At 62.3% G+C, this 15,443-nt stretch carries 13 protein-coding genes and 4 tRNA genes; 4 read left to right on the top strand and 13 right to left on the bottom strand.

Annotation, left to right across the window (positions count from 1 at the left end):
• Window positions 1-166 precede the first annotated feature (166 nt).
• The 5 genes from HU767_RS22345 to HU767_RS22325 all read right to left on the bottom strand — a co-directional run bounded on the left by HU767_RS22345 (window position 167) and on the right by HU767_RS22325 (window position 1,462).
• Window positions 167-799: a LysE family transporter gene (locus HU767_RS22345; RefSeq protein ID WP_186730480.1), complete on the bottom strand. Its 633-nt coding sequence runs from the start codon at window positions 797-799 to the stop codon at window positions 167-169.
• A gap of 250 nt (window positions 800-1,049) precedes the next feature.
• A tRNA-Gly gene (locus tag HU767_RS22340) sits at window positions 1,050-1,125 on the bottom strand.
• A 3-nt stretch (window positions 1,126-1,128) separates the two neighbouring features.
• Window positions 1,129-1,204: transfer RNA gene (locus tag HU767_RS22335), tRNA-Glu, on the bottom strand.
• Window positions 1,205-1,308: 104 nt separating this feature from the next.
• Window positions 1,309-1,384 (bottom strand) — tRNA-Gly (locus HU767_RS22330).
• 2 nt (window positions 1,385-1,386) lie between these two features.
• A tRNA-Glu gene (locus HU767_RS22325) sits at window positions 1,387-1,462 on the bottom strand.
• A gap of 373 nt (window positions 1,463-1,835) precedes the next feature.
• On the opposite strand from HU767_RS22325, the gene HU767_RS22320 reads away from it, so the two are divergent.
• On the top strand, window positions 1,836-2,594 hold the full coding sequence (locus HU767_RS22320; protein WP_186708088.1) for a hypothetical protein: 759 nt from the start codon (window positions 1,836-1,838) through the stop codon (window positions 2,592-2,594).
• Window positions 2,595-2,752: 158 nt separating this feature from the next.
• On the opposite strand, the gene HU767_RS22315 is transcribed toward HU767_RS22320, so the two are convergent.
• From HU767_RS22315 to HU767_RS22305, 3 genes are all read right to left on the bottom strand, one after another.
• Window positions 2,753-4,720: a methyl-accepting chemotaxis protein gene (locus HU767_RS22315; RefSeq protein WP_186708090.1), complete on the bottom strand. Its 1,968-nt coding sequence runs from the start codon at window positions 4,718-4,720 to the stop codon at window positions 2,753-2,755.
• Window positions 4,721-4,830: 110 nt separating this feature from the next.
• A complete protein-coding gene (locus tag HU767_RS22310) occupies window positions 4,831-6,219 on the bottom strand; it encodes a PLP-dependent aminotransferase family protein (protein ID WP_186730479.1) in 1,389 nt (462 codons plus the stop codon).
• A gap of 195 nt (window positions 6,220-6,414) precedes the next feature.
• The gene (locus HU767_RS22305; protein ID WP_186730478.1) at window positions 6,415-7,176 is read right to left on the bottom strand and encodes an SDR family oxidoreductase; all 762 of its coding nucleotides are present in this window, start codon (window positions 7,174-7,176) and stop codon (window positions 6,415-6,417) included.
• A 226-nt stretch (window positions 7,177-7,402) separates the two neighbouring features.
• Between HU767_RS22305 and HU767_RS22300 the strand changes: the two genes are divergently transcribed.
• The gene (locus HU767_RS22300) at window positions 7,403-8,407 is read left to right on the top strand and encodes an NADP-dependent oxidoreductase (RefSeq protein ID WP_186730477.1); all 1,005 of its coding nucleotides are present in this window, start codon (window positions 7,403-7,405) and stop codon (window positions 8,405-8,407) included.
• A 119-nt stretch (window positions 8,408-8,526) separates the two neighbouring features.
• Here HU767_RS22300 and pyrF read toward each other — a convergent pair whose 3' ends face one another.
• Window positions 8,527-9,225, bottom strand: coding sequence for an orotidine-5'-phosphate decarboxylase (gene pyrF / locus HU767_RS22295; RefSeq protein ID WP_186708098.1), 699 nt, complete (start codon window positions 9,223-9,225; stop codon window positions 8,527-8,529).
• Window positions 9,226-9,513: 288 nt separating this feature from the next.
• On the opposite strand from pyrF, the gene HU767_RS22290 reads away from it, so the two are divergent.
• Together HU767_RS22290 and HU767_RS22285 are read left to right on the top strand one after the other, a co-directional pair.
• Window positions 9,514-10,260 carry a response regulator gene (locus HU767_RS22290; RefSeq protein ID WP_186708100.1) on the top strand — a complete coding sequence of 249 codons (747 nt, stop codon included), beginning with the start codon at window positions 9,514-9,516 and terminating at the stop codon, window positions 10,258-10,260.
• The gene (locus HU767_RS22285; RefSeq protein WP_186708102.1) at window positions 10,260-11,303 is read left to right on the top strand and encodes an ATP-binding protein; all 1,044 of its coding nucleotides are present in this window, start codon (window positions 10,260-10,262) and stop codon (window positions 11,301-11,303) included. The genes HU767_RS22290 and HU767_RS22285 overlap by 1 nt, the downstream gene beginning before the upstream one ends.
• Before the next feature lie 342 nt (window positions 11,304-11,645).
• On the opposite strand, the gene HU767_RS22280 is transcribed toward HU767_RS22285, so the two are convergent.
• The 4 genes from HU767_RS22280 to HU767_RS22265 all read right to left on the bottom strand — a co-directional run bounded on the left by HU767_RS22280 (window position 11,646) and on the right by HU767_RS22265 (window position 15,338).
• Window positions 11,646-12,683 carry an AI-2E family transporter gene (locus tag HU767_RS22280; RefSeq protein ID WP_186708104.1) on the bottom strand — a complete coding sequence of 346 codons (1,038 nt, stop codon included), beginning with the start codon at window positions 12,681-12,683 and terminating at the stop codon, window positions 11,646-11,648.
• 64 nt (window positions 12,684-12,747) lie between these two features.
• Complete coding sequence (locus HU767_RS22275; RefSeq protein ID WP_186730476.1) at window positions 12,748-13,566, bottom strand: DUF4892 domain-containing protein; 819 nt, start codon at window positions 13,564-13,566, stop codon at window positions 12,748-12,750.
• A 129-nt stretch (window positions 13,567-13,695) separates the two neighbouring features.
• Window positions 13,696-14,547 carry an alpha/beta hydrolase gene (locus HU767_RS22270; protein WP_186730475.1) on the bottom strand — a complete coding sequence of 284 codons (852 nt, stop codon included), beginning with the start codon at window positions 14,545-14,547 and terminating at the stop codon, window positions 13,696-13,698.
• Window positions 14,544-15,338 (bottom strand): alpha/beta hydrolase, encoded by a 795-nt coding sequence (locus HU767_RS22265; RefSeq protein ID WP_057451981.1) that lies wholly within the window; start codon window positions 15,336-15,338, stop codon window positions 14,544-14,546. Before HU767_RS22265 ends, HU767_RS22270 begins: the two co-directional genes overlap by 4 nt.
• Window positions 15,339-15,443 lie beyond the last annotated feature (105 nt).

The raw sequence follows: 15,443 nt of genomic DNA, 5'->3' as shown, positions 1-15,443 counted from the left end.
CCCGCTGGGTCGCGAAGCGGCCCTGTTTTTGGGGCTGCTACGCCCGAGGCGTCGGACCGGCCCAGCGGGAGCAAGCTCCCTCGCCACGGTTTGTGTGTTTGCCCGTGCTATCCACTTAACTGACAGGCATTAGGCAGTAGGACCTCTTTTTGTGCATCATTTTCGATCAGGTTGCCGTCGCCAGCATGACACCCGTGGCGACCTGATACGCCCCCAGAACGGCGATAGTCGCCCCTGAAAAGTAGTTGATCAGCCGTAGCTTCGATTCGGCAATCCGTGCCTTGAAAATGGAGGAGAACCCGCTTAACCCCAGCCACCAGGCCGCCGAGCCCAGGAATATACCGGTCACCATCGGCAACAAGGCGTGCTGGCCGCCTTGGCCGCTGGCCATGCCATCGCTCAATGCGGCAAATATCGCGATAAACGACAAGATGGTCATGGGGTTCGACAGGGTCAGGAACAGCGTGGTCGAGTAGGCTTTGAACATATCGGCCCGCTCACCCGCCATGGCGGTCGCGCCGCCTTTCGCACGTATTGTCTGATAGCCGATATAGGCGAGGAACAGCCCGCCAAAGATACACAACCAAGGTTTAAAGCTGATCAGCGTCGCGATGATGGCCGTGACCCCCAGGGCCCCGATGAATCCATAGATCGAATCGGCGGTGGCCGCCCCCAATCCCGTCGCGAAACCAGCCCTCCACCCCTGCATCAGGCTTCTTTGTATGCACAACAACCCAATGGGCCCCACCGGGGCTGCAATACATAGTCCAATGACCATCGATTTAATAAAAACCAGCATAAGTGCACCTCCAGAATGGGTACTGGAAGGTTAGGAGAAGTGCTTTTTTTTAGGAATGAACTATTAATCTTCCTTAAGGTTTTCCCTTAAGTTTTGCATGAAGTCATTTCGTTTCACCTTCATTTTTAAGGTAAAACGCCGCCAGTCTCCTCAGCCAACGAAAATCGCTCGTTGTAGGCACAAGAGCGCTGGACGGCCTTTTTACGGGCATAAAAAAACGCCGCTCATATGAGCGGCGTTTTTTTGAATTTGGAGCGGGAAACGAGACTCGAACTCGCGACCCCGACCTTGGCAAGGTCGTGCTCTACCAACTGAGCTATTCCCGCAAATGGCGTCCCCTAGGGGACTCGAACCCCTGTTACCGCCGTGAAAGGGCGGTGTCCTAGGCCACTAGACGAAGGGGACACACTAACTGAAATACATGGTGTGTATTTCAGTGCCCAAATCCGCATCCGAAGATGTCGGCTCTGGCTTCACTCAGCCCTGCCCGAAAGCAACGCTGTTTAAATTGGAGCGGGAAACGAGACTCGAACTCGCGACCCCGACCTTGGCAAGGTCGTGCTCTACCAACTGAGCTATTCCCGCATTGGCGTCCCCTAGGGGACTCGAACCCCTGTTACCGCCGTGAAAGGGCGGTGTCCTAGGCCACTAGACGAAGGGGACACACGTACAACATTCACTGCTTAGAGCGTTTGGCTGAGTGCTTTACGCTGTAAGTGGCGCGCATTCTATGGATGGATTGAAGGGTCGTCAACCCCCAGATATAAATTTATTTAAATCAATGACTTCGCCCGGTTTGAGGGGGCGATCCGCGCATTTCCCTCGTCCGGTCTCTGACGCCTATATTCTGTCGCCCGCCGAGACGCTATAGTCGCGCCCGGCAAATGATGGCAATGTGCTCCTACCCGGTTATGCTTCCTATAAACAGCACGACGCCCGTCTAATCGCGTCGCTCGGGCCTATGCGCTTAAAAGCCAAGCCACTACACTCATGACATGCGTACCCTAATAAAGAGGTCTTACCGGTGACACCACTCATGATCACCCTGCTCGTCGTAGCCGGGATCGCCCTGTTGATCGCCATTGGCTACATGAACCACGTGGTGGAAAACAACAAGCTGGAAAAGGCCCGCACCAAGGTAGAACTCAACGACCGCATGCGTCGCTGTGGCGAGCTCACCGAAACCTTTCCCGGGCAGTTGATGACCCCTGCCCTGAAGCTGTTGATGACCCGCCTCGAGATGAACGTCTGCCAGCGCTTGCTGAACCTGGAGAAAACCAATTCCACGGTCAAGGCACGCCTGGACGAGTTGAGCGCATTGGCCGCCCAAGGTGAATCGATCCCGGTGAACAATCCGCCGGCACCGATCCAGACCGAAGCCAAGGCCAAGGACGTACGTTTTCTGCTCGAGGCGTTGCACGGCCAGATTACCCGCGCCGCCCAGGACGGTTTCCTGCCGCCCAACGAAGCCAAGCGCTGGATCCGCGAAGTGCGGCACATCCTGGTGCTGCTGCACATCGAGTTCTTCAACAATCTCGGCCAGCAGGCGTTGCAGCAGGAACAACCCGGGCAAGCCCGCCTGGCCTTCGAGCGCGGCGTGCAGTACCTGCGCAAGCAACAGGAACCCCAGGTCTACGCCGAACAACTGGCCTACCTGGAGAAACTCCTGGCCCGCGCCAATGCCCAGGTCCTGGCCAGCACCCAGCCGGTCGAGGGCGAGGTCAACCAGTTGACTGAGGGCTTGAAGGACGACGAAATAAACGACGAGTGGAAAAAGAAGAAGGTCTACGACTGAGATTAAGGGCCGAAGCGAGTTCCCTTGTGGCGAGGGAGCTTGCTCCCGCTGGGCCGGCCCGACATTTCGGGCGCAACGGTCCTTGAGCGGTGGGTGCTTCGCACCCAAACGGGAGCAAGCTCCCTCGCCACAGGTATCGCTGAAGAGCCGCCACCGGCTTACAACCTGAAATGCCCCACCATTCCCTTCAACTCAACTCCCAACTGCGCCAGCTCGATGCTGGATGCGGCATTGCCGCGCATCGCCAGGGAGGATTGATCGGCGCTGGCGCGAATACTGGTCACGCTGCGATTGATCTCTTCAGCCACCGAGCTCTGTTGCTCGGCCGCCGCGGCGATCTGTTGGTTCATCTGCTGGATCAACGACACCGCCGCCGCAATGCTGCCCAAGGCGCTCTCGGTCTGCAGTGCGTCGCTGACCGCCATCTTCACCAGCTCGCCGCTGCTCTGGATCTGCTGAACGGAGGCCTGGGCCGCTGAACGCAAGGCGCTCACCAGCCGTTCGATCTCCTCGGTGGACTGTTGCGTGCGCCTGGCCAGGGCCCGCACTTCATCGGCCACGACCGCGAAGCCCCTGCCCTGTTCCCCGGCGCGGGCCGCCTCGATAGCGGCATTGAGCGCCAGCAGGTTGGTTTGCTCGGCCACGCTCTTGATGACTTCCAGCACCGTGCCGATGTTCTGGATCTCGGCGCTGAGGCTTTCGATGCTGGAACTGGCCGACGTCGCCGAATCGGCCAGTTGTTCAATGCGCACCATGCTCTGGCGCACCACCTGCTGGCCGCTTTCGACCTTGTCGTCGGCCGTCTGGGCCGCTTGCGCCGCTTCTTCGGCATTGCGCGCCACATCGTGCACGGTGGCGGTCATCTGGTTCATGGCCGTGGCGACCTGCTCGGTTTCCTCTTTCTGGCTGCTGACTTCCAGGTTGGTCTGCTCGGTCACCGCCGACAGTGACTGCGCCGAATTGGCCAATTGCTCGATCCCGGCCTGCAAACCGCTGACGATACTGCTCAGCCCTGCACCCATCTGTTGCATGGCCAGCATCAACTGGCCAATCTCGTCCCGGCGCGTCACTTCGACCGTGGCGCTCAAGTCACCCGCCGCAATCTGCTGGGCAACGCGAATGACGCTGCGCAGCGGCGTCACGATCAGCCGGGTGATGACCCACGCCGCGATCAACCCCACCAGCAACGCCAAGGCCGACGAACCGACGATCAGCAGCGAGTTCTTCTTCAATTCTGCCTGCATGGCCTGGTCTTCGGCACTGAAGGCCTGGTCGACCCGCGCCACCACCTGGTCGGCCCGCTCGTGCAGTTGCTGGTAGACGATTTTTTCCTTCGCCAGCAGCCCGGTGTACTCGGCCAGTTGCTGGTTGAAGCCGGCGATGTGCCCGGCCACTTCGTTCAGCACGGTCTGGTAACCCGGGTCCTTGACCGTGGTCTTGAGCGCTTCGGCCTGTTTCATCGCCTGCTCGGCCTGTTCAATGCTGCCTTCTCCGGCGCCCTCGACATTGCCTTTGCGGCTCTGGTCCAGGCGGACCCGCGCTTCATTCATGGCCTGCAACATCAACCGCGACACTTCGCTGATCTGGTTGGCCTGCTCGATGAATTCGGCACCCTCCTTGCCTTCGGAGTCTTTCAAGGTATAGGTACCGTCATCCGCCAGCCCGGCCTGCAACACATCAAGGTTGTTGGCCACGCTGGACACCGACCAACTGGCCATTTCCAGTGCCAGGTCCTTGCTCTGGCTCAATCCGACAAACTCGTCGAACGCCTTGCGGTACGCGCCCAGCGCCTGCTCGACGTCATTCATCACCGGCACATTGGCAGCCGACTGTGCCTTGAGCTCGTTCGCCAGGGCCACAAGTCCGTCGACCCCTTGGCGCAGGGCATCGGCCGTCTTGGGGTCGGAGCGCGAGGCGTACTCCTGCTCCAGCAGCCGGACCTTGAGCAACCCGCTGTTGAGGGACGACATCTGTTTCAGGCCACCGAAACGATGGCTGATGGTCTGCAGGGACCAGACGCCGATGGCCGCGACCACAGCGGTCAACAGCAGCACCAGGACAAATCCGATACCCAGTTTTTTTGCCATACCCAAGTTGGCAAAACGTCCTTGCACGGCCGAAATCATTGCGCCCAGTCCTCTGCCAGTGTGTGTTGATTGCAGATTCGCAACGAGACGCCCTGCAACACAAGATGCTGGCGTCGGAATAATGGCAAAAAGCTACAGCTTCGTCGTTTTCAGGACACTTGAGGTCGATCCAGCGTTGCGGCCCGGAAAAAAACCAGCGCCCGGGGATCACGGGCATAGGCCACGTTGATCCGTAGCCAGTCGCTGTCAGCGCCCGAAGGACTGAAGGCCGTAGGCGAAGACAGCAGCACACCGAAGCGCCTGGCCAGACGCTGTAATCCAGCGTAGTCACTGATTGGCGGTTTCGCCCAGATGAAAAGCCCTCCGGTGGGTTTGCCAAACACCTCCCAGTCGGCGTCCTCCAATACCTGCAACAGCGCCGCCGTATCGACGCCCAGGCGTTGCCGCTGGCGCTGGACCAGCTTGCGATAGGCCCCGTTGGCCAGGAGATTGGCAAGCACCGACTCACAGAACCGCGACACACCCATACTGGTAATGCCCTTGACCTCGCTCAGACGCGCAATGATGGACGGCGCGGCCAGCACAAAACCGACGCGTAACGAACTGCTCAGGGTCTTCGAGAAACTGCCCACGTAGACCACGTCGGCATCCAGCGCCGCCAGCCGGGTCCGCGCCGAGTTCTGGAAGTCACCATAGGCATCGTCTTCGATCACCAGCACGGCGTGTTGCTTCGTCAATTGCAGCAACCGTTGGGCCACGGCCGGGGCCAGGCTGGTGCCGGTCGGATTGTGACAGGCGCTGTTGACGAACAGCGCACTGGGCCGGTGTTTCGCCAACAAGTCTTGCAGCACATCGACGTCCGGGCCGCGCGGGGTCCTGGGTAGTTCGAGCATTTCGATCTTGTGCAACCGGAGCAGGTCAAACAGGTTTGAATAGCCTGGGCTCTCCACTATCACGCAAGCGCCTGGCTGCAACAGTGTCCGCACGATCAGGTCCAGCCCCTGGGTCGCCCCAGCGGTGGTCAGGATCGAGTCTTTATCAGCCTCGATATTGAAGTGCTTCAGGCGCCTGGACAGTTGCTCGCGCAAGGCGGGCAGCCCCAATGGCGTGCTGTAGTTGAACAACCCCGCCATATCGGTGCGGGTGACCTGACGGATCGCATAACCCAGGTCATCGCTTTCACGCCAGCTCTCGGGCAACCCGCCACACCCCAGCGGCAACGCCCATTGCGGGGTTTCACCGGCTTCAGCGAGCGTGTCCTGCTGGCGACTCGGGTCGGTGGACACGACCCCGGGCACAGGGGATGGTGCGACAAAAAAGCTGGAACCATGCCGGGACGCCAGCAGGCCTTGGGCAACCAGGCGCTCACAGGCTTCATTGACGCTGGACTGGCTGAGCAGGTTCTGCCGCGCCAGTTGGCGCACGGACGGCAGGCGAGTCCCTGGTTGCACCGCATCCTGTCGGATCCATCCGGTCAGCGCGTCGACGATTTGCTGCACGACAGGCACCAAGGCCTGCCGGTCGATTCTCAACTCCATGAGTAACCAAGCTCCTAAGCGTTTGTTTTATTTCCGGAAACAGTTAAGCACAGGCCACCCCCGAGCGATGTACGACAAAGTCGCCAAAACCGCCGATTCTCACCCTTTGAAACACATTGATAGAGCGTTTCCACCCCCCAAAGAAAAAGCCCGCAACCAGTGCGGGCTTCGTCCTACAAGCCAAGGGAAGCGTCCTCAGAACGCCGTGACCCCACCGTCCACCGCCAGGGAGTGGCCGGTGGTGAACGCCGCGCCGTCGCTGCACAGGTACAGCACGGCGCTGGCGATTTCCTCGACCTTGCCGATATGCCCCACCGGGTGCATGGCATTGGCGAACTCGCCTTTTTTCGGGTCTGCCTCATAGGCCCGACGGAACATGTCGGTGTCGATCACCGCCGGACAGACCGCGTTCACGCGGATCTTCTTCTTGGCGTATTCGATGGCGGCCGATTTGGTCAAGCCGATCACGGCGTGCTTGGAGGCGGCATAGATGCTCATTTTCGGCGCTGCGCCCAGGCCGGCCACCGAGGCCGTGTTGACGATAGCGCCGCCGCCCTGGGCCAGCAGCAAAGGCAACTGATACTTCATGCACAACCAGACGCCCTTCACATTGACCCCCATGATCGCGTCGAACTCATCGAGGGTACCGTCGGCCAACTTGCCCTTCTCGATCTCGATCCCGGCGTTGTTGAAGGCATAGTCAAGGCGACCGTAGGTCCTGATCACCTCATCCATCAGGTGCCGCACCTCATTTTCCAGCGTGACATTGCAGCGCACGAACACCGCGTCGCCGCCCGCATCACGAATCGACTGCACGGTGCCCTCGCCGCCCGCTACGTCCAGGTCGGCCACCACGACTTTCAGGCCCTCTGCCGCAAAGGCCTGAGCGGTAGCGCGGCCAATGCCAGCGGCGGCGCCCGTGACCACGGCGACCTGTCCGGAAAACGTCATGCTCATTGTCAGTTCCTCGAAGAATGCGGGAGATGACGCCAGTCTAGCCACAGGTCCCGAGAGCACGGCAGCACTATCCAACTGACGGTTGAGCATTCATGGGCGCCAGTGATAAGGCCACTGGGCGAACTATCACTGTGTTGGATCGAACTGCATTCGCTGTATCGGCAAAGCTTGCGGCAAATGCTTCGAAGGTCTATCAACAAGACTTCATTCATCTTGAGTGCCAACCATGACCGCCCAGACCAATCGCCAGTTCCTGCTCGCCAAACGCCCGGTAGGCGCCGCGACCCGCGAGACGTTCACCTATCAGCAAGTCCCGGTGGGCGAACCGGCAGCCGGCCAGATCCTGGTGAAGAATGAATACCTGTCCCTGGACCCGGCCATGCGCGGGTGGATGAACGAGGGTAAATCCTACATCCCGCCGGTCGGCATCGGTGAAGTGATGCGGGCATTGGGTGTCGGCCAGGTGATCGCCTCGAACAACCCGGGTTTCGCGGTCGGGGACTACGTCAACGGGGCCTTGGGTGTGCAGGATTATTTCCTCGGCGAGCCAAGAGGCTTCTACAAAGTCGATCCGAAACTGGCACCGCTGCCCCGCTACCTGTCTGCCCTGGGCATGACCGGCATGACCGCCTACTTCGCCCTGCTGGATGTCGGCGCGCCCAAGGCCGGCGAGACCGTGGTGCTATCGGGGGCCGCCGGTGCGGTAGGCAGCATTGCCGGGCAGATTGCCAAGCTCAAGGGCTGTCGCGTGGTGGGCATTGCCGGTGGCGCCGACAAATGCAAATTCCTGGTGGATGAACTGGGCTTCGACGGCGCCATCGACTACAAGAACGAAGACGTCCATGCCGGCCTCAAGCGCGAGTGCCCCAAAGGCGTGGACGTGTATTTCGATAACGTCGGGGGCGACATCCTCGATGCCGTGCTCAGCCGCCTGAACCTCAAGGCCCGCGTGGTGATCTGCGGCGCCATCAGCCAGTACAACAACAAGGAAGCGGTGAAAGGCCCCGCCAATTACCTGTCACTGCTGGTCAACCGGGCACGCATGGAAGGTTTCGTGGTCATGGACTACGCCTCGCAGTTCGCTGCCGCCGGGCAGGAAATGGCCGGCTGGATGGCCAAGGGGCAGCTCAAGAGCAAGGAAGACATCGTCGAAGGATTGGAGACCTTTCCCGAGACGCTGACCAAGTTGTTCAGCGGGGAGAACTTCGGGAAGTTGGTACTCAAGGTCTGATACAAAACAACTGTGGGAGCGGGCTTGCTCGCGAATGCGGTGGGTCAGCAGGCCTAAAGGGCGCCTGACACTCCGCATTCGCGAGCAAGCCCGCTCCCACAAGGGCTCTCGGTGTTTGCTCAGGCCAGTTCGGCCACGACCGCCGCCAAGGCCTTGGCCGGATCGGCGGCCTGGCTGATCGGGCGACCGATCACCAGGTAGTCGGAGCCGGCATCCAGCGCCTGGCGCGGGGTCAGGATGCGACGTTGGTCGTCCTGGGCGCTGCCCGCCGGACGAATCCCCGGGGTCACCAGTTGCAGCGCCGGATGGGCTGCTTTCAAAGCGCCGGCTTCCAGAGCCGAACAGACCAGACCGTCCAGGCCGGCCTTCTGCGCCAGCGCCGCCAAGCGCAGCACCTGCTCCTGGGGCTCGATGTCCAGGCCGATCCCGGCCAGGTCCTCGCGCTCCATGCTGGTCAACACAGTCACGCCGATCAGCAACGGTTTCGGGCCGTTGCGCTGATCCAGCACTTCACGGCAGGCCGCCATCATGCGCAGGCCACCGGAGCAATGCACGTTGACCATCCACACGCCCATCTCCGCCGCCGCCTTGACGGCCATGGCGGTGGTGTTGGGGATATCGTGGAATTTCAGGTCCAGGAACACTTCGAAACCCTTGTCACGCAGGGTCCCGACAATTTCCGCCGCGCAACTGGTGAACAGTTCCTTGCCGACTTTGACCCGGCAAAGCGCGGGGTCCAACTGGTCGGCCAGCTTCAGGGCGGCGTCACGGGTGGGGAAATCCAGGGCGACGATGATGGGCGTCTGGCAGGCGGACATGAGCGGGCTCTCAGGCAAGTCGAAATCGGCGCGCATTGTAGCGGAACGAGCGCCCGTGCGGGACCCGATGATCGGTAAATCTCACCGCCTCCCCGGGCAATACGGACAATACCGACTTTTGTGTCGAAGCCGATACATATATGACATGCGTACAACACGTCGTCACGCTACCGTCCGCCGCAACCCGCTCTTTCGGCGCTTCACGCCTCGCGGCACGACGCCTATGCTGAAGCCTCAACCTCGCCGCCTTCTTTGTGGTTGGCAGCCAACCTGGCAGATGATGCATCCATGCAGAACACCCCTGTTGCAAATTCTGACGCTCAAGATGACAAGCGCTGGAGCACCCGCGCGCTGATCGTCGATGATGACGTGCCGATCCGCGAACTGCTGATCGATTACCTGGCCCGCTTCAGCATTCGGGCCAGCGGGGTGACCGATGGCGCGGCCATGCGCCAGGCGATGAAGGCTGAGCACTTCGACGTGGTCGTGCTCGACCTGATGCTGCCGGGTGAGGACGGCTTGCAGTTGTGCCGCTGGTTGCGCGCCGAATCGGACATCCCGATCCTGATGCTCACGGCCCGTTGCGAGCCCACCGACCGCATCATCGGCCTGGAACTGGGCGCCGATGACTACATGGCCAAGCCGTTCGAGCCCAGGGAACTGGTGGCGCGCATCCAGACCGTCCTGCGCCGGGTGCGCGACGACCGCACCGAGCAGCGGGCCAATATTCGTTTCGACAACTGGCGGCTCAATAGCGTGTTGCGCCAACTGATCTCGGGCGACGGGTTGGTGGTGCCACTGTCCAATGCCGAGTTCCGCCTGTTGTGGGTCTTCATCGAACGACCGCGCCGGGTGCTCAGCCGCGAGCAGTTGCTGGATGCGGCCCGTGGTCGCTCCATCGAAGCGTTCGACCGCAGCATCGACTTGCTCGTGTCACGCCTGCGCCAAAAGCTGGGCGACGACCCCAAGGCCCCGCAACTGATCAAGACCGTACGCGGTGAGGGTTATTTGTTCGACGCCAGGGACATCGGTTGATGCGATTGCGCCTGGACTCCTTGTTCGGTCGCCTGTTTGGCGTGCTGCTGCTGGCGATTGTCCTGGCGCATTTGCTGGCCTTTGCCTGGTTTTTCCATTACGACCAACCGCCACCTCCCGGGCCGCCTGGAATGGACCAGCAAGGTGACGGTCCGCCGCGCTTCGGTCCGCCCTCCAACCGCCGTCCACGCCCCTGGTTCGGCGGCCCGGTGGTGCCGCTGACGTTTCAATTCGTGTGCCTGATCATTGCGGCCTGGTACGGCGCCAAGCTTCTGACCCGACCCATCCAGCGCCTGAGCGATGCCGCCGAGCGCCTGAGCGAAAACCTCGACAGCCCGCCGCTGGAGGAAAACGGCCCTCGTGAGGCACGGCAGGCGGCCCATACGTTCAATCTGATGCAGCAACGGATCCGCGAGCAGGTGCAGCAGCGCTCGCGCATGCTCGGCGCGGTGTCCCATGACCTGCGCACACCGCTTTCGCGGCTCAAGCTGCGCCTGGAGCAGATCGATGACGTCAAGCTGCAAGGCCAGATGCGCCAGGACCTGGACGACATGATCGGCATGCTCGATGCCACCCTGACCTACTTGCACGAACAGCGCACCAGTGAAGCGCTGCAATGGATGGACGTGCAGGCCTTGGCCGAATCATTGAGCGAAAACGCCCAGGACCAGGGCTCGGATGTGCAGGTCAGCGGGACCTGCGCGCCGCTGCAGGTGCAACCGATGGCACTGCGCTCGTGCCTCAACAACCTCATCGACAATGCCCTGCGCTACGCCGGCCATGCCTTGATTACCTTGCAGGACCAGAAACATCTGCTGCTGATCCGAGTCATCGACCACGGCCCCGGTATTGCCGCGGACAAGCGCGAGGCAGTGTTCGAACCCTTTTTCCGCCTGGAAGGTTCGCGCAATCGCAACTCCGGCGGTGTTGGCCTGGGCATGACCATCGCTCGGGAAGCCACGGAACGCCTGGGCGGGCAGTTGAGCCTGGAGGAGACGCCCGGAGGTGGCTTGACGGCGGTGATCAGCTTGCCTCGCCCATAAGCCCGCTTATCTTCCCTGTGGGAGCGAGCTTGCTCGCGATGAGGCCCCGTCAGCCAACATCGACATTGACTGACATACCGCTATCGCGAGCAAGCTCGCTCCCACAGGGGCGGCGTTGATCTGAAGGCTTTGTGGAGCCTGGGCCAGCATTGATCTGGAGGCTTTGTGGAGCCTGATGGGTCGGCGATCACCCTGTGGCGAGGGAGCTTGCTCCCGCTGGGCTGCGCAGCAGCCCTGAAACCAGGCACTGCGGAGTATCAGGCTGACCGAGGTATTGGTTTGGGGTCGCTTCGCAACCCAGCGGGAGCAAGCTCCCTCGCCACAAGGTACTCGCCACTCAACCTACCGCGCCTGGCTTTTACTCCAGTCCGTCAACAGGCTGTACGCCACCGCCAGCAGGGTCGGGCCGATGAACAGGCCGATGAAACCGAAGGCGATCAACCCGCCAAACACCCCCAGCAACACAATGACCAAGGGCAGGTTGCCGCCACGGCTGATCAGGTAGGGTTTGAGCACGTTGTCCACGCCGCTGATGATGAACGTGCCCCAGATGCCGAGGAACACCGCCATCCCGTATTCGCCCTTCCACGCCAGCCACGCCGTGGCGGGGATCCAGACCAGGGGTGGGCCCATGGGAATCAGGCTCAGCAGGAACGTGACGATCCCCAGCACCAGCGCCCCTGGCACCCCGGCGATCAGGAAGCCGATCAGCGCCAGCACGGCCTGGGCCGCCGCGGTGCCGATCACGCCGTTGACCACCCGTTGCACCGTACCGGCCACCAGTTCGATGTAGTAACCGGCACGGTCGCCGATCAGGCGCTCCAGCAGCCCATGGACGAATACCGCCAGACGCGGGCCGTCGCGATAGAAAAAGAACACGAACACGATGCTCAGGGTCAGTTCGAGGATCCCCCCGCCGATCTGCGCGCTACGTGCCAGCAGCCAGTTGCCGACCTGCCCCAGGTACGGCCTGATGGACACCATCATGGCCGCGCCCTGCTGGTCGATGCTGTTCCAGATGCCAACCAGCCGCCCGCCCACCAGCGGCACGCCGGCCAGCCAGTCGGGCGCTTCCGGCAAGCCATCGACTTGTGCGTCCTTGATGAACGCAGTGGCATCACGCACATGGTCGGCCAGGTTGAAACCCAGCCACACCAGCGGCACCGCTACCAAGAGCATCCAGCCCACCGTCAGCAACGCCGCCGCCAGGGATTCGCGGCCATTGACCCAGCGGGTCAGCAGGCGCATCAACGGCCAACTGGCGAACGCCAGCACCGCGCCCCAGAACAGCGCCGACCAGAACGGCGCCATGACCCAGAGGCTTGCGCCGAACAACACCAGGAGCAGGATCTGCACCAACAGCCGATCGTTATTGAGCATGTAGGGTCTCGAAAAAATGAACAGGACCGAGACAGCGGCGTGAAACCCGCTGCCCCGACACAGCTTAGCGCAGCAGTTCCAGGCGCAATCCCGTCGCTTCGCCGCTGGCGGCCTCCATGCGCGCCGCCCGGACGCCCTGGCCCGCCAGTGCCTCACGCCAGTCCTCGGCCCGGGGACCGGCGATACCGACCCGCAGGCCCGTGTCCAGGTTCAGCGCCCGGGACAACAGGCGCAACCAGGTGTCGTCCGGCTCACCGGCAAGACGCGGCAAGTCCAGGACACCGGTGTCCTTGAGCTGGCGCAACAGCGTGGCCGATGTCGGCAGCAAGTCCCCCAGCGCTGCGTTCGCCTCGAACTGCTCGACATGCAGGTAGGCCTTGCGATTGCCGCGGGTGATGGAATAAAGCGCGATCAGCGTGTTGTCCGCCGGCGGCGCCAGGCGCAGCAGCAGGAAGGCCTGGCCGTTGTCGGCGCCATAGAGCTTGGCATTGCCGAAGACGTCGTTGGCCCACAGGCTGCTTTCGCCGCAATCGCGGGCCTGGCACCAGAACAACAGCTCGGCACCCTGTTTCTGCAACGCTTCGCGAGCCGCGGTAAAGGCTTGGGTGGCGGAATGTTCCGGCAGCAGTTCGTAGGTGACCGACGTGACATTCCCACGGGCATCGACCTGGCCGTCAAAGCGCAACTGGCCGCTGATCTTGCGGATCGAGCCCATGGGGTAGACGCGTTCCAGATCGCTGCCTTGCCGGTAATCGACGATTTGGGCATCGGGCATGCGCGGCACGCGTTCCAAGTCGCGACTGCCCGGCACATCGACGGCGAACGACGCCGGGCTGAGGCAGGCCAGCGCCAGCAGGACGAGTGAGTGAACGGATAATTTCATCGGATCGGCTTGGCCTGGGACGCTTGAACGCAACGGGCGTCGTCGATGCACTGCGAAGCTGGCAAACAGAGGTCTGTCATGGTTGTCTCCTTTTCAACCCGCCCAGCCTCGACAGTTGCCCGGCGCAAGTCAAGGAACGGTGAAGAACCGATTGAAACAGTCTGCTACAAGCCCGGCACCGACCTCGTCGTTCAGGTGCAAATGATGGCCGCCGGGCAACTGCTCATGACTGAAGGGTAGACGCTCCAGCAGCTCCGGGTGTTGGCCAAGCATGCCGTCGGCCGCCACCACCAGATGCGCCGGACAAGCGACCCGGGCAACGAACGCCATGGCCTGCTCTTCGGTCAGGCGCAGGGGCGATGGCAGGGTCAGGCGGTTGTCGGTGCGCCAGGTGTACCCCCCCGGCACCGGCATCAGGCCGCGCTGGGCCAGCAACTCGGCAGCCTCACGGCTGACCGCCACCAGCCCCTTCATGCGCGCTTCGATGGCTCGGTCGAGGGTTTTGTAGACCGGCTTGCGTTTTTGCTGCAAATCCAACTGGGCTTGCAGGGCCATGCCCATGCGTTCGGCCGCGTTATCACCTTTGGCGGTTGGAGGAATCACCCCGTCGATCAACCCCAGGTGCGTCACCCGTTCCGGCAGGGAACCGGCCAGCACCAGCGACACGATGGCGCCCATGGAATGCCCCAACAGGGCGAAGCGCCTCAAGCCCAGTTGTTCGGCCACTTGCAGCACATCGTGGGCGTAGTCCCACAAGGCATAGCCGGCACCCGGCGGCCGGTGCCCGGAATGACCGTGGCCGGCCATGTCCAGGGCGATCACCCGCAGCCCTTCGAGCCTGGGCGCCAGGCGGGCGAAGCTGTTGGCGTTGTCCAGCCAACCGTGCAGGGCAATCACCGGCAGCCCGTCGTCCGGGCCGGACAAGTGAGCCGCCAGTTCGATGTGAGGCAGGCTCAGGCGGACCTCTTCGACCACACTCATGCGCTGCGCCCTTCCCAACGCTGGAAGAGGTTCTTGAGCAGGTTCGCCGTGTCTTGTGGACGTTCGAGGGGGAACATGTGACCGCCGGGCATGCTCAGGGATTCGCCATGGAGCATGCGTCCCACCGAACGGGTGTGATGGCGCATCACCACGCGACTCTGCCGGCCGCGCACCACGGCCAATGGCACCTTGAGCTTACGGGGCCGACCCGGGCTGGTGTGCGGCACGCCGCGGTAAATGCTGATTTCCGTGGCCGGGTCGAAGCGCAGCCGCAGCCGGTCGCCGACTTGTTGCAGGCCGTGTTGCAGGTAGGCGTCGAAGCAATCCGGGTCAAAACCGCGAAACAGTGTCTTGCCGGCAAAATACTGCCGGGCCGACGCCAGGTCGGCAAACTCCTCGCGCCGCCCCAGGGTCCGGCCGGCCGGGGTCAGGCGATCAATAAACCCCAAGCGCTTGGCCGCCAGGATGACCCACTGGTCGGTACGGGTCAGCACTGGCGAATCGAGCATGACCACGCCGCGGTACAGCTCAGGGCAGCGCAACGCCGCGTGCAGGTGCAGCACGCCGCCCAGGGAGTGGCCGACGCCCCACACTGGCGCCGGCTGCTGTTCCAGGTGATGGATCAGTTCGTCCACCAGGTTGTGCCAGTTGTCGTCGACCGGAAAGCGCGGGTCATGGCCGTGCAATTCCAAATGCGCGACCTGATACTGCGGCGCCAGCGCGGCGAACAACTTGCCGTAGGTGGCCGAGGGAAACCCATTGGCGTGGGCGAAAAAAATCTGTTGCGACATGACAGCCGATCCATTGGGGAACTGCGGCAGATTGTCCGCAGAACCCGACGGCGCGGCAATGACCGTAACTGACAGGAATGATGACAGTCGGGCTTGGGCTATGGG

The sequence above is a fragment of the Pseudomonas sp. SWRI179 genome (genome assembly GCF_014268705.1).
Taxonomy (GTDB): domain Bacteria; phylum Pseudomonadota; class Gammaproteobacteria; order Pseudomonadales; family Pseudomonadaceae; genus Aquipseudomonas; species Aquipseudomonas zanjanensis.
This window is presented reverse-complemented; position numbering and strand designations above follow the sequence as displayed.